The sequence below is a fragment of the Pectobacterium punjabense genome, from assembly GCF_012427845.1.
GTDB classification, from domain to species: Bacteria; Pseudomonadota; Gammaproteobacteria; order Enterobacterales; family Enterobacteriaceae; genus Pectobacterium; species Pectobacterium punjabense.
The window spans coordinates 783,295-797,981 of the sequence record NZ_CP038498.1; the positions used below are offsets into that span (position 1 = coordinate 783,295).

Annotated in this window: 12 protein-coding genes and 3 tRNA genes; 12 read left to right on the forward strand and 3 right to left on the reverse strand. The window is 52.8% G+C overall.

Annotation, left to right across the window (positions count from 1 at the left end; genetic code table 11):
- The first annotated feature begins 49 nt into the window (after positions 1-49).
- The 4 genes from E2566_RS03535 to E2566_RS03550 all read left to right on the forward strand — a co-directional run bounded on the left by E2566_RS03535 (position 50) and on the right by E2566_RS03550 (position 1,458).
- Entirely contained in the window at positions 50-955 is a 906-nt protein-coding gene (locus E2566_RS03535) for a LysR family transcriptional regulator (protein WP_107167872.1), read from the forward strand.
- A gap of 103 nt (positions 956-1,058) precedes the next feature.
- Positions 1,059-1,145: transfer RNA gene (locus E2566_RS03540), tRNA-Leu, on the forward strand.
- Positions 1,146-1,223: 78 nt separating this feature from the next.
- Positions 1,224-1,310, forward strand: a tRNA-Leu gene (locus E2566_RS03545).
- Between the two features lie 61 nt (positions 1,311-1,371).
- Positions 1,372-1,458, forward strand: a tRNA-Leu gene (locus tag E2566_RS03550).
- 100 nt (positions 1,459-1,558) lie between these two features.
- Here E2566_RS03550 and E2566_RS03555 read toward each other — a convergent pair.
- Positions 1,559-1,849 (reverse strand): DUF1435 domain-containing protein, encoded by a 291-nt coding sequence (locus tag E2566_RS03555; protein ID WP_107167871.1) that lies wholly within the window; start codon positions 1,847-1,849, stop codon positions 1,559-1,561.
- Between the two features lie 106 nt (positions 1,850-1,955).
- Positions 1,956-2,858 (reverse strand): LysR family transcriptional regulator, encoded by a 903-nt coding sequence (locus E2566_RS03560; protein WP_107167870.1) that lies wholly within the window; start codon positions 2,856-2,858, stop codon positions 1,956-1,958.
- A 130-nt stretch (positions 2,859-2,988) separates the two neighbouring features.
- Here E2566_RS03560 and budA point away from each other — a divergent pair, with 130 nt between their 5' ends.
- The gene (gene budA / locus E2566_RS03565; RefSeq protein ID WP_107167869.1) at positions 2,989-3,771 is read left to right on the forward strand and encodes an acetolactate decarboxylase; all 783 of its coding nucleotides are present in this window, start codon (positions 2,989-2,991) and stop codon (positions 3,769-3,771) included.
- A 21-nt stretch (positions 3,772-3,792) separates the two neighbouring features.
- Entirely contained in the window at positions 3,793-5,472 is a 1,680-nt protein-coding gene (gene alsS / locus E2566_RS03570) for an acetolactate synthase AlsS (protein ID WP_107167868.1), read from the forward strand.
- Between the two features lie 87 nt (positions 5,473-5,559).
- Here the strand turns inward: alsS and fucO are convergent, their stop codons facing one another.
- On the reverse strand, positions 5,560-6,711 hold the full coding sequence (gene fucO / locus E2566_RS03575; RefSeq protein WP_107167867.1) for a lactaldehyde reductase: 1,152 nt from the start codon (positions 6,709-6,711) through the stop codon (positions 5,560-5,562).
- Between the two features lie 560 nt (positions 6,712-7,271).
- Here fucO and gcvT point away from each other — a divergent pair.
- From gcvT to E2566_RS03605, 6 genes are all read left to right on the forward strand, one after another.
- Positions 7,272-8,387, forward strand: coding sequence for a glycine cleavage system aminomethyltransferase GcvT (gene gcvT / locus E2566_RS03580; protein ID WP_107167866.1), 1,116 nt, complete (start codon positions 7,272-7,274; stop codon positions 8,385-8,387).
- Between the two features lie 125 nt (positions 8,388-8,512).
- Positions 8,513-8,905 carry a glycine cleavage system protein GcvH gene (gcvH, locus tag E2566_RS03585; RefSeq protein WP_107167865.1) on the forward strand — a complete coding sequence of 131 codons (393 nt, stop codon included), beginning with the start codon at positions 8,513-8,515 and terminating at the stop codon, positions 8,903-8,905.
- Positions 8,906-9,008: 103 nt separating this feature from the next.
- A complete protein-coding gene (gcvP, locus tag E2566_RS03590) occupies positions 9,009-11,879 on the forward strand; it encodes an aminomethyl-transferring glycine dehydrogenase (RefSeq protein ID WP_107167891.1) in 2,871 nt (956 codons plus the stop codon).
- A gap of 83 nt (positions 11,880-11,962) precedes the next feature.
- Positions 11,963-12,649, forward strand: coding sequence for a hypothetical protein (locus E2566_RS03595; protein ID WP_107167864.1), 687 nt, complete (start codon positions 11,963-11,965; stop codon positions 12,647-12,649).
- 173 nt (positions 12,650-12,822) lie between these two features.
- The gene (locus tag E2566_RS03600; RefSeq protein WP_107167863.1) at positions 12,823-13,695 is read left to right on the forward strand and encodes a carbohydrate ABC transporter permease; all 873 of its coding nucleotides are present in this window, start codon (positions 12,823-12,825) and stop codon (positions 13,693-13,695) included.
- Entirely contained in the window at positions 13,685-14,584 is a 900-nt protein-coding gene (locus E2566_RS03605; protein ID WP_107167862.1) for a carbohydrate ABC transporter permease, read from the forward strand. Before E2566_RS03600 ends, E2566_RS03605 begins: the two co-directional genes overlap by 11 nt.
- Positions 14,585-14,687 lie beyond the last annotated feature (103 nt).

Consider the following 14,687-nt stretch of genomic DNA (forward strand, 5'->3'; position numbering starts at 1 on the left):
CCGCTTTTTATGCAACACTATTCAAAAATAACTAACAATGGTGGCGGTGATGGATCATATTCAAGCGATGCGGGTTTTTGTGCGAATTGTCGAACTGGGCAGTTTCAGCCGTGCAGCGGAGCGGCTGGCGCTGCCGCGTGCGACGGTGAGCAACACCATTAAACAGCTTGAAGGGCGGCTAGGGGTACGTTTGCTGCAACGCACGACGCGTCAGGTGCAGATTACCGATGAAGGACGCGTTTATTATGAACGTTACCTGCAATTGCTCGCGGAAATTGAAGAAATCGACACGCTGTTCACGCAGCAAAAGCAACTGCCGGTAGGCAAAGTACGGGTGGATATGCCGCATTCGCTGGCGCGAGAAATCGTGGTTCCGGCATTGGGCGAGTTCTATGCGCGCTATCCGCAGGTGACGCTAATGCTGAGTGCCAATGATGCAGCGATTAACGTACTGCGTGAAGGTGTCGACTGCGTACTGCGTGCCTGGCAAACGGAGGACGAGACGCTGGCGACCCGCCATTTGCCGTCCATGCCGCAGGTCACCTGTGCGTCGGCCGGCTATCTGGCGCGTTACGGCGTGCCACGCTCGCTTGATGAGCTGTCAGGGCATCACATGGTGGGCTATTTCTCTCTGCGTACCGAATACCTTTATCCGTTGGAATTCATGTCGGGCGGCGAGCGGATTACGCGTATGCTTCCCGGCACGTTGCAGATAAACGGTGCTGATGCCTACATTGCAGGCGCACGCGCGGGATTGGGGATTATTCAGGCTCCGCGTCGCGGCTTAAGCTCACTTCTGGAAAGCGGAGAACTGGTGGAGATCTTGCCGGAGACGCCACCGCCCGCGATGCCGCTTTACGTGATGTATGCGCCTGGCCGCTTTCTTGCGCCACGGATTCGGGTGTTTATTGAATGGCTTGATGAACTCTTTACGCGCAACGCCGCGGAGAGATGATGATTTTTACAGCAAACCCCGCATTCCCGAGGAAATAATCATTGACGTGAACGCGAAAACCTCTAGAATTCGCCCCCGTAGTGATATTGCGTAAAGCAGTGTTGCGAAGGTGGCGGAATTGGTAGACGCGCTAGCTTCAGGTGTTAGTGTTCTTACGGACGTGAGGGTTCAAGTCCCTCTCTTCGCACCAACATCACTACAACGGTTCTGGTTTGTCGAACCGAAGCAGTAAATCAGTATCGCATAGTAAAAATTGCATGACAGCGTTGCGAAGGTGGCGGAATTGGTAGACGCGCTAGCTTCAGGTGTTAGTGTTCTTACGGACGTGAGGGTTCAAGTCCCTCTCTTCGCACCATGTCGTGATAAATGTATTACATGAGATAAATTTACTGCATAAAACAAGCAACGTTCTCAGTGCGAAGGTGGCGGAATTGGTAGACGCGCTAGCTTCAGGTGTTAGTGTCCTTACGGACGTGAGGGTTCAAGTCCCTCTCTTCGCACCACCGAACGCCTCTGTATCTTCCTGATGTTCTTCTCTGTTTATCCTCTATTATCCCGTTTTTAGCTATAGCGCTTTCTGCGTTTGTTTGTCATTCATGGTTTTTATAGCGTCGTTAGATTAAACATAACGGACAGCGCCGCCAAACCGCCAGCCAGCGCAATGCAGGATGGCAGGAGTAAATAGTGACGCAAACGTTGATGGAACAGCATGACAAGCGTCGCCAACAGGGCGATGGCGATAATCACTTTTAAGTGTGTCAGGTTCAGATTGAGCAGTGCGAGTAGCGGCATAATGGCACAGGGCAACAGCACGCCCCAGGCGCTAGACAGATGTTTCCCCATACACCAGCTCACACCCCATAGCCCGCAGGCTGTGATCATTGCTGTTAGCATTTTTCCACCCGGCAAAAGTGATAATGATAACTAATATCATATAAGAATTTATATCAATTACTAGCTTTTTGACGGGGAGATGGCCGGAATTTTCTACATAACCGCATTAATCGGGATGCTGATTGTTCAGATGTTGGCGAATCAGGTGGATCAGATTCACGATCACGGCCGATCGTTCATGTTTACGCCAGATAGCCGCAATTTGTGTATGGATTTTGGGCATGCCGATATCATGATAGGTCACATTATCGGCCTTAATACAGGCGAGTGATTCTGGTACAAGAGTAATGCCGAAGCCCGCAGCGACCATCCCAATGGTCGCCGTCAACTGTGGGGCAAAGGGGCTGGGTCTGGGACCATAGCCTGACAGGTAGCAGGTACGAATAATCATATCGTGCAGCCCCGGACAAACCTCGCGCGGGAAAATAATCAGCGGCTCCTGACGCAATTCGCTCAGCGAAACCTGCATTTTATGGCTAAGCGCATGTTCAGCGGGCAGCACCAATTTCATTGGCTCTTCGGCCAAAATTTCCCCGTTAATCTCATCACTGAGATCGCAAGGTAAGCGCAGAAATGCGATGTCGATATGGCGTTCTTGTAATGAGGCGATAAGCGTCGCTGGATTTTCTTCCTTCGGTAGTGGTTGAACGTGTGGATGTTGCTGGCAGTAGCGATGCAGCAGTGCAAGCACGGTGGGGTGGAACATGGCCGACGGTGAAAAACCTACTTTCAGGCTCCCCGTCTCACCTCGCGCAATACTTCTCGTCCGTGCGATGGCCGAATCGGTGAGTTGCAGAATTTGGCATGCATCCTCATACAATGCTTGCCCCGCCTCTGTCATTTCTACACCGCGCGTCAGTCGTTTGAACAGTGGTGTACCGATCTCCTGTTCGAATTTCTTGATCTGCTGGCTGAGAGGCGGCTGTGACATCCCCAGATTCTCCGCCGCCCGCGTGAAATGTCGCGCTTGTGCAACGGCGACAAAATAGCGCAGATATCGTAGTTCCATTCACGTAGCTCCAATATGTTCCCGATCTTGAAATGACCTTCATTGCATATTGGAATTTTGTCCTCTCTCGCGTCAATCTTTATCTAAAGATTAGTAATTTTTAAGTAATTGGCGCAGTGAGAAGGAATGTATGAAAACGAGTATCGATGAACAATCCTGTGAAGAAGCCTTTGCTAGCTATGCTTGTGACTTCCGCGGTCAGCATGTAGACAGCGTTATTTATCAAACTTCACTAATGAGTGGACTAATAAATGGCGTGTACGAAGGTAGCCGAACAATGACGGAATTACTGGAACATGGTGACTTTGGATTAGGAACATTTAACAGTTTGGATGGGGAACTCGTTGCGTTAAACAGCCAGATTTTCCAACTGTTATCTGACGGCAGTGCACGAGCGGCGCAGCCGGAGCAGAAAACTCCATTTGCAGTCATGACGTTCTTTCATCCGACGGAAACGATCCATTTTGATCGCTGGACCTCACGTGAAGAAGTTCATCGCCAGATCGATGGGATCGTGGGAACAGACAATCTGTTCTGCGCGCTACGGATTGATGGGCGTTTCCGCTGCGTTGAAACGCGTACTGTGCCTCGGCAGTGTCGGCCTTATAAACCGATGCAGGAGGCCATTGAAGGGCAACCGACGTTTCATTTTGAACACCGTAGCGGCAGCGTTATTGGATTTCGTAGCCCAGCTTATACCCAGGGCATTAACGTTGCGGGCTACCACGAACACTTCATTACCGACGATCGCCAAGGCGGCGGCCATATTCTGAATTATGACGTTGAAAATGGCACGCTGACGTTTGGCGCGATTGCCAAATTGATCATCGACTTGCCTCAGGATCGGGAGTTTCTCAATGCCGATCTGTCATCAGAAAACCTCAATAGCGTCATCCAGTCAGTAGAGAGTTAGTCATTTCATCGGAGTTATGTTATGGAAAAGTCAACGGAACCACAGCGCTGGCATAGCGGAGCAGAGCTGGTGGTAAAACACCTGGAAGCGCAGGGCGTGAAGCATATTTTTGGTATTCCCGGCGCAAAAATTGATCGCGTGTTTGATGAGCTGGAAGATTCGACGATTCAAACGATCCCTGTGCGGCATGAAGCGAACGGCGCATTTATGGCGGCGGCGATAGGACGCCTGACAGGGAAAGCCGGCGTGACGCTGGTGACATCCGGCCCCGGCTGTTCCAATCTGGTGACCGGGCTAGCGACGGCAACCGCAGAAGGGGATGCCGTCGTGGCGCTGGGCGGTGCGGTTAAACGGGCAGATAAACTTAAGCTGACGCACCAGAGTCTGGATACGGTCAGCTTGTTTCAGCCGGTCAGTAAATTCAGTGCAGAAATCACCGCATCTTCTGCCATATCCGAAGTGTTAGCGAATGCTTTCCGGGCTGCGGAAAGTGGGCGTCCGGGGGCGGCGTTTGTCAGCCTGCCGCAGGATATCGTCAACGAACCGGCTATTAGCCCGGTATTGGCCTGCCCGCATTTACCGCTATTAAACGGTGCGCCTCAGAGTGACATTGCTGAAGCCGCCAAGCGGCTGAAGCAGGCTAAAAATCCGGTGCTGCTGCTCGGATTAATGGCGAGCCAGCAGGAAAATGCGCAAGCACTGCGTCGTTTTTTGCACCACAGCCAGTTGCCGGTTACCAGCACATATCAGGCTGCTGGTGTGATCGATCAGCAACAATTTAGCCATTTTGCTGGACGTGTCGGACTATTCAACAATCAGGCTGGTGACAAGCTGCTACAGCGGGCGGACGTGATTGTCACCGTGGGCTATAGCCCGATTGAGTATGATCCCGTTTTGTGGAATAACGGCAAAGCGACGCTGATCCATATCGATGTGCTACAAGCGGAGATCGACAGCGCCTACCGGCCTGATATCGAACTGATCGGGAATATCGCGATGACGGTGGATTCGTTGAATGCGTGTATCAGTGAATCGTTTATTTTGTCTGCTGATACACAGTCCGTATTGCAGGATCGGCAGCGTCAGCGGCACGATCTCAGTACGCGTGCTATCAACATGTCAGGATTTGCGATCCACCCGCTGCGCCTCGTGCGGGCGATGCAGGATATCGTGAATGAGGATGTCACGCTGTGTGTGGATATGGGGAGTTTTCATATCTGGTTAGCGCGTTACCTGTATAGCTTCCGGGCGCGACAGATTCTGATGACTAACGGTCAGCAGACCATGGGCGTGGCGCTACCGTGGGCGATAGCCGCATCGCTGGTGCAACCCGACAAAAAAGTGGTGTCCGTTTCTGGCGACGGCGGGTTTATGCAATCCAGTATGGAGCTGGAAACGGCGGTGCGCCTGAAAAGCAATCTCCTGCATATCATCTGGGTGGATAACGGCTACAACATGGTAGAAATCCAGCAGTTGCATAAATACCATCGCCCGGCGGGCGTAGCGTTCGGGCCGATTGATTTCAAAGCCTATGCGGAAGCGTTTGGCGCGAAAGGGTTTGCGGTAGAATCTGCTGATGAACTGGTCAGCAAGCTCCGTCAGGCAATGGACGTTGACGGCCCCGCGGTGATTGCCATCCCGGTTGATTATTCTGACAACCACTGGCTGATGGAGAATCTGAATATCAGTGTGCTGATTTAGCGTGTGTAAATGTTGTGCCCGCATAATAACGATAGCGGGCACAAAACAGAGCCTTGTTGTCATGCGCTAATAAACGTCTGTAACTCCTCAATAAATAGATCGATACAGCGCGTTGATGTCGTCGATGTTCGCATCGCGTGGGTTACCGCCGGTACAAACATCGTCAAAGGCGGCCTGTGCCAGCGCGGGAATATCCTCTTCTCTCACGCCGACATCGCGCAGCCTTGGTGGGATATCTACATCGTGAGAAAGCTGCCGTACCGCATTAATCGCGGCTTCTCGCGCCTGAGTGATGGGCATATCTGCCGCGCTTTTTATTCCCATTGCAACAGCGATATCCCGGAATTTTTCACCGGTATAATCGGCGTTATAGGCCATAATATGCGGCAGCAGGATCGCATTAGCGACACCGTGCGGGGTGTTGTAGAACGCGCCGAGCGGGTGCGCCATACCGTGTACCAGCCCAAGCCCAACGTTTGAAAAACCCATACCAGCGATGTATTGCCCCAGCGCCATCTCTTCCACGCCTTTCGGCTTCCCGGCAACGGAATCGCGCAGTGAACGGCTGATAATTTCAATGGCTTTCAGGTGCAGCGTATCGGTCAGTTCCCAGGCGGCTTTGGTGGTGAAACCTTCAATGGCGTGTGTCAGAGCGTCAATCCCCGTGGCAGCTTTCAACGAAGCAGGCATGCTCATCATCATGTCGGGATCGACGATGGCGACAATCGGAATGTCATGTGGGTCGACACACACGAATTTGCGGCGTTTTTCTTCGTCGGTGATCACGTAGTTGATCGTAACCTCGGCGGCCGTGCCGGAGGTGGTCGGGATAGCGATAATCGGTACGGCAGGGCGTCGGGTGGCGGCAACGCCTTCGAGGCTACGGACATCTCCAAATTCAGGGTTATTGATAATAATACCGATGGCTTTGCAGGTGTCCTGCGGTGAGCCGCCGCCAATCGCGATCAGGTAATCGGCCTGGGATGACTTGAAACGCTCGATGCCGCTTTTCACTACGCGAATGGTGGGGTTGGGAATCACCTCATCGTAAATATCGTAGGGTAACCCTGCCGCATCCAGCTTTGCTGTAACTTTGGCAGCGACGCCAAATTTAACCAAATCCTTGTCCGTCACCAACAAGGCCTTCCTGAACCCTCTTCTCCTCACTTCATCGACAATCTGAGCGATGGCGCCTGTGCCAAAATAGGATGTTTCGTTAAGAATCATTCTGTTAGCCATTGTATGCTCCTGTTTAACGTTAATTTTGATAAACCTAAAAATGTATGTTGTGCAATTCCTTGTTATTAGTGTGGAAAAAACACGCTGCGAGCGCCTTCCGTCTGCTGCCATGTCATCTTGTACGCTGGCACGGAGGTAAAGACGCCTGAGAAGTGGCTCACAGAATCGTGATGATGGCAGTGTAATGGCGGGAGTCAGGCTGGGATTTATCGTTGGGTTTTGATTGAAAAAATCTAATTTAAGCTTGTTTTTATCATTATATTATCTAATCCGAATGGGGTTTTTATTTGGGTGGTATTCCCTGAGTTATCCAGTTTTAATGTCATTAATCTGTTTTATGTGCGCATTTAAATAATTTACATGCTTAATTTAATCGATTATTAAGCATATTACACTGCTTTGTTTTTTGTGAGTGGCTCGGCTTTCTTTGCTTTCTATATAATTTATCTTATGGATAAGAGTGTGGTTTAACCCGCGCTTCGGTGGTAAGTTCAGTCAGAAGATATCGTTTGCGCAGTGTGTTTTATCGCCTGGACGCATGCGCTGAAGAGGGATGAGGAATGGCAAAGCAGACCCCGTTGTACCAACAACATCTGGCCGATGGCGCCAAAATGGTTGATTTTCATGGCTGGATGATGCCACTGCATTACGGCTCCCAACTGGATGAGCACCATATTGTGCGTCGGGATGCGGGCATTTTTGATGTCTCCCACATGACCATCGTCGATTTACACGGCGCGAGAACGCGTGAGTTCTTGCGCTATCTGCTGGCGAATGATGTCGCCAAACTCACACAGCCAGGTAAGGCACTTTATACCGGCATGCTGAATGCCTCCGGCGGCGTGATCGACGATCTGATCGTTTATTTTCTGACGGAAGACGATTTCCGTCTGGTGGTGAACTCCGCGACGCGTGAAAAAGATCTCGCCTGGATCGAGCAGCACGCGGCTCCGTTCGGTGTCGACATTCGCGAGCGCGACGATCTGGCGCTGGTTGCGGTACAAGGTCCACTGGCGCAAGAAAAAGTTCAAGGCCTCCTGAGAGCAAAAGGCCTGAGTGATGAAGATGTGGCTGCGGTTGCCAGCATGAAGCCGTTTTTTGGCAGGCAGGCAGGGGACTTCTTCGTTGCCACGACGGGATATACGGGCGAAGCCGGTTATGAGATTGCATTGCCGAATGTGCAGGTGGTCGATTTCTGGCAGCAACTGCTGGTCGCGGGCGTGAAGCCCTGCGGGCTGGGCGCGCGCGATACGCTGCGGCTGGAAGCGGGGATGAACCTGTACGGTCAGGATATGGATGAAGGCATTTCGCCGCTGGCGGCCAATATGGGCTGGACAATCGCCTGGCAGCCGGAAGAGCGTCAGTTTATCGGGCGTGAGGCGTTAACGCATCAGCGCGAAAAAGGCACCGAGCAACTGGTTGGTTTAGTGCTGACGGAAAAAGGCGTATTGCGCAATGATTTACCTGTGCGCTTTACTGATAGTGATGGTGTGATGCGCGAAGGGGTCATCACCAGCGGATCGTTCTCACCGACGCTTGGCGTGAGCATCGCGCTGGCGCGTGTTCCGGTGGGGATTGGTGAACAGGCTATCGTGCAGATTCGTAACCGCGAACTGCCCGTACGCGTGACCAAGCCCGGCTTTGTCCGTGCCGGAAAAGCCATCGTTCAGTATTAATAGCCGCGTGCTTATCACAATAAGCCATACCCTAAATAATTCGAGTTGCGTGAAGGCAGCTAACGCACAAGCAGCTTGAAGTATGACGGGTATACAGGATTAACGACTTTAGGAAAGGGGATGCAATGAGCAATGTACCAGCAGAATTAAAATACACCACGTCGCACGAATGGGTGCTGCACGAGGGCGGCGGTATCTACAGCGTGGGTATTACCGAACACGCACAGGAGCTTTTGGGTGACATGGTGTTTATCGATTTACCTGAAGTAGGCACGGTGGTCGCCGCAGGCGATGACTGCGCAGTGGCGGAGTCGGTAAAAGCGGCATCGGATATTTATGCGCCCATCAGCGGTGAGATCGTGGAAGTTAACGAAGACCTGGAAAGCTCCCCTGAGCTGGTCAACAGCGCGCCTTATACCGACGGCTGGCTGTTCCGTATCAGAATTTCTGATGAGTCTGATTTGGATGAATTGCTTGATGCCGAAGGCTATCAGGCGTCGTTAGAAGAAGACGAGTAGTGAACGCGCCCCAGCCTCTGTGCTGGGGCGTTTTATTTTATTCGCCCGCGTCGTATTTCAGCGCGGCAACGATCTATCACGATTGATGCAGGAAATTGCTGTAATGACCCAGACACTCAGTCAACTCGAACATGACGGCGCGTTTATCGAGCGCCATATCGGTCCTTCCGTCAGTCAACAGCAGCACATGCTGTCGGTGGTGGGGGCGGCATCGCTGGATGCGTTGATTCGCCAGATTGTCCCGGTGGACATTCAACTGCCTGGCCCGCCAGCGGTAGGGGAAGCCGTGAACGAGCATGAGGCGTTGGCTGAGCTGAAGGCCATTGCAGGGCGCAATCAACGTTATAAAAGTTACATCGGTATGGGCTACAGTGCGGTGCTGATGCCGCCGGTGATTTTACGCAACCTGCTGGAAAACCCTGGCTGGTACACCGCCTATACGCCGTATCAGCCGGAAGTCTCTCAGGGGCGTCTTGAAGCGCTGCTGAATTTCCAGCAGGTCACGCAGGATTTAACCGGTCTGGACTTGGCCTCTGCTTCGCTGCTGGATGAAGCCACTGCTGCGGCGGAAGCGATGGCGATGGCAAAACGTATCAGCAAACTCAAGCAGGCTGAACGTTTCTTCGTCGCCGACGACGTGCATCCGCAAACGCTGGACGTTGTGCGTACCCGTGCGGAAACCTTCGGCTTTGAGATTGTGGTCGGCAAGGCTGAAGAGGCACTGAAAGACGATGCGGTGTTCGGCGTACTGCTGCAACAGGCGGGGACAACGGGCGAACTGCACGATTACAGCGACCTGATGGCCGCACTGAAAGCGCGTAAGGTCGTTAGCTGTGTGGCGTCGGACATCATGGCGCTAGTATTGCTAACTGCGCCGGGCAAGCAGGGCGCGGATATCGTTTTCGGTTCCGCACAGCGTTTCGGCGTGCCGATGGGTTACGGCGGCCCACACGCGGCGTTCTTTGCCTGTCGTGATGAACATAAACGTGCCATGCCGGGACGTATCATCGGCGTGTCGCGTGATGCGGCGGGCAATACCGCGCTGCGCATGGCGATGCAGACACGTGAGCAGCATATTCGCCGCGAGAAGGCGAACTCGAATATTTGTACTTCGCAGGTGTTACTGGCCAACATCGCAGGGATGTATGCGGTATTCCACGGGCCGGAAGGGCTCAAACGTATTGCGGGGCGCATCCATCGTCTGACCGATATTCTGGCAGCAGGATTAACGCAGGGCGGACTACTTCTGCGCCATTGCAGCTGGTTTGACACGCTGACCATTGAGGTGGCGGATAAGGACGCGGTGCTGAGCCGCGCATTAAGTTTTGGCATCAATCTGCGCAGCGATTTGGCGAGTGCCGTGGGCATTACGCTGGATGAAGCGACCACGCGTGAAGACGTGCAGGCGCTGTTCGCGGTGCTGTTAGGCGACGATCACGGGTTGGATATCGACGCGCTCGATGCGGCCATCGGCCAGAAAGCGGCAACGATCCCCGCTGGGCTGGTGCGCCACGACGCGATCCTGTCGCATCCGGTGTTCAACCGCTATCACAGTGAAACCGAGATGATGCGCTACCTGCACCGTCTGGCGCGTAAGGATCTGGCACTGAATCAGGCGATGATCCCGCTCGGTTCTTGCACCATGAAGCTCAACGCGGCGGCGGAAATGCTGCCGATTACCTGGCCAGAATTTGCCGAGCTACATCCATTCTGCCCGACGGAACAGGCGCTGGGCTATCGCCAGATGATCGAACAGCTATCGGGCTGGTTGGTGCAACTGACCGGCTATGACGCGATTTGCATGCAGCCCAATTCTGGTGCGCAGGGCGAGTACGCGGGGCTGTTGGCGATCCGTCGCTATCATGAAAGCCGCAATGAGGCGGGTCGTCATCTCTGTCTGATTCCTAGCTCCGCGCACGGAACTAATCCGGCATCGGCGCAGATGGCGGGAATGGAGGTCGTGGTGGTAGCCTGCGACAAGCAGGGCAATATCGACCTGCACGATCTGCGTGAGAAAGCGCAGGCTGCGGGCGAACAGCTGTCCTGCATTATGGTGACCTACCCGTCTACCCACGGCGTCTATGAAGAGACGATCCGCGAAGTGTGCCAGATCGTGCATCAGTACGGCGGTCAGGTGTACCTGGACGGTGCGAATATGAACGCCCAGGTTGGGATTACGACGCCGGGCTACATCGGCGCGGACGTATCGCACCTGAACCTGCATAAAACCTTCTGTATTCCGCACGGCGGCGGCGGACCGGGCATGGGGCCGATTGGCGTGAAAGCGCATCTGGCACCGTTTGTGCCGGGTCATCAGGTGGTCAAAATTGATGGTGTGCTGACGGAGCAGGGCGCTGTCTCTGCGGCGCCGTTCGGCAGCGCTTCTATCCTGCCGATTAGCTGGATGTACATCCGCATGATGGGGGCGGAAGGGCTGAAGCAGGCCAGCCAGATGGCGATCCTGAACGCTAACTATATCGCGACGCGCTTGCAGCAGGCATATCCAGTACTTTATACCGGCCGTGACGGTCGTGTCGCGCACGAGTGCATTCTGGATATTCGTCCACTCAAGGAAAGCACGGGTATTAGCGAAATGGATATCGCCAAACGCCTGATCGACTACGGTTTCCATGCGCCGACGATGTCGTTCCCGGTGGCGGGTACGCTGATGGTAGAACCGACGGAATCAGAAAGTCAGGTGGAGATCGATCGCTTTATTGATGCGATGCTGGCGATCCGTGCCGAAATTAACCGCGTCGTGCAGGGCGAGTGGCCGCTGGACGACAACCCGCTGGTTAACGCGCCGCACACGCAGGCGGAACTGGTAGCCGACTGGGTGTACCCGTACAGCCGCGAACTGGCTGTCTTCCCGGCGGGGAGTGAACACAAATACTGGCCGAGCGTGAAGCGTCTGGACGACGTTTACGGCGACCGTAATCTGTTCTGTTCATGTGTACCGATGAGCGACTATTAATGCGTTCGGCGTGATATATTGGTCTCGCATGTGTTTTAGCGCGTGCGAGGCCAATAAAGTGAAGAAGAATAAAAGGGATAGCGATGATTTTAGGAATAAAAAACAGAACCGAGAATTGGACAACGGTCGGTCATCTTTTTGATCTGCGAAATAATAAGTTAATCAGATATTTGATGGGGAATAATAGCGACGATAGCGCCCCTTTTGATAATGGCTCAGAAGCTAGACTCGAACTTTTTTGGTATGGCTATCGGGATTATATCTTTGGGAAGAATATTACTCGAAACACGGTCAAGATTGACGCTATCTATGAGCGGTTTTTACGATTATTTCCTGGTTTACAGGAAAGGGTATTGAATTTTAATGGGGAATCTAATAAGTATTTACGTGTTAAAAAAACGGCTAATTATTCTCTTGAACGAGAAGATGCTCCTCTGCGTTTATTTCAAAATATCCGCCATACGGAAATTGATATCGTTATTGAGACGCGTAATAAACTTTACATTGGTGAGGTTAAAGATTCACAAACTTTTGGTGCACATGGCGGCTTATTTTTACCCCACCAATTACTTCGCCAATACGTTATGGCTAGAATACTCGTCGATGAATTGGGTAAGGATTTAGACGTTGTGCCTTTTGTTATTGTTAACGATAGCACCCCAAGGAATGATCAGAATAAGGTACAACTGAAAAATGGGCAGGTGCTACTTATGGAAAACCTTAATTACCTGAATATGAAAAATGTGTTCACATGGAGTGATATAGAATAAATGCTTATCCGTTCACAATAAGAGAGAACATCTCCACGTCGATCTTTAAGATTAAAAATTAGCCAGCGAATTATTTACTTCCGAAAACAAACTGTCATTAAACTGACGCCCCAGTGACACGCTGGCGTTCTAGGGTTAAGCCTCTGTGTTCCACACTGAGCGACCCTAGAGTTATGCGTGCAAAATGCTTTCCCTACCTTGTGCTGTTGCCGACGCTGGTTTTTTTGCTTGCCTTCACCTATTTCCCCCTGCTGCGTTCGGTCATCGACAGCCTGTATGACACTCGGCTGAATGCCGATACGCCGCTGTTCGTCGGGTTAGATAATTTTGTTCGTTTGGTGCAGGACGCCGTGTTTTGGCAGGCATTGCTGAACAACGTGTTGTATATCCTGATGACGGTCGTGCCCGGCGTGCTGTTGGCACTGTTGCTGGCGGTGCTGCTGTGGGAAAACACGCGGGTAAATCGTTGGTTGCGCACTGCTTTCTTCTTTCCGATGATCATTCCGCTGGTGAGCGCCGCGACGCTGTGGCTGTTCATCTTTATGCCGGGACTGGGACTGCTGGATTACTCTCTGGCGAAAGTGTTCGGCCCGATGAACAACAACTATCTCGGTATGAGTGACAGCGCGCTGGTGGCGGTGAGCGTCATAGGTATCTGGAAGTTTGCGGGTTATTACATGCTGTTTTTTCTCGCCGGTCTGCAAGCCATTTCTGCTTCTGCACGCGAGGCGGCGCTGATGGAGGGCGCTTCGCGGCGTCAGGTGTTTTTCTACGTCACGCTGCCGCTGTTGCGGCCAACCATCGCCTTTGTGGTGACCATCGCTTTTATCTACGCCATTACTCAGATTGATCACGTCGCCGTGATGACGCGCGGCGGGCCGAATAACGCCACGACTGTGCTGCTTTATTACATTCAGGATCTGGCGAATGACACGCACGATCTGGGCAAAGCCTCTGCGGCTACCTTCCTGACGCTGGCGCTGCTGTTTGCCTTTTCCATTATGAATCTGAAGGTGTTGGAGAAGGGGGCACATTATGAGCGCTGAAAATCAGATCGTTGACGTTCGGAGCGTGAAAAGTCAGCGCGTTGAAAGCCGAAGCATGGCCAATCCTCTTCGTATCACGACGCGGTTTACGCTGCCGCTGTTGCTGATTTGTGCCGCGTTACTGTGGGTCAGCCCGTTTATCTGGATGCTGTCTTCTTCTGTCAGCACCAGCAGCTTTGGCGTAGACATGGCCTCGCTGTTGCCGCGTCTCCCGCTGACGCTCGATAACTTCCGTGATGCGTGGGACAGCGCCGACTGGTTACGGCTCTACACCAACACGCTGATCTTTGCCGTTGGCACGTTTCTGGTACAGCTGGTCACGATCACCACGGCGGGCTACATCTTCGCCTACCACGAATTCCGTGGCAAAACGCTGCTGTTCTACCTGCTGCTGATTCAAATGATGATCATGCCTGTCGTCATGATGGTGCCAAACATGATGACGCTCAAGCAGCTCGGCCTGCTCAATACCCTGACTGGCGTGATGATGCCGTATTTCGCCTCAGCGTTTGGCGTGTTTCTGATGCGTCAGGCGTTTCTCAATATTGCCAAAGAGATCGAAGAGGCCGCGTTGATGGAAGGCTGTCGCTGGTGGCAAGTGGTGTTTCACGTCCTGATTCCTATGACCTGGCCGTCGATTCTGGCCTTCGCCACGGTCAGCATTACCTACCACTGGAACGAATATCTCTGGCCGCTGATGGTGCTCAACGACCCGGACAAACAGGTGCTGACCATCGGGCTGGTGTCGTTCGCGATGGGCGCAGAGTCTGGTGGACAGTGGGGATTGATCTGCGCGGGTACGCTGCTGGTGTGCCTGCCGCTGATGGTGGCTTTTGTCGTGTTTCAGAAGCAGTTCCTGAGCAGCTTCGGCTTCTCGGGCATTAAGTGAATCGCGGATGAGGCTATGCGGGTAAGACGGATTACTTAGTTCTATTTATCAGGAGCGACATGCTCCGCGTATCTCGATTCTCAAACGATCGATGTTCGCCAGT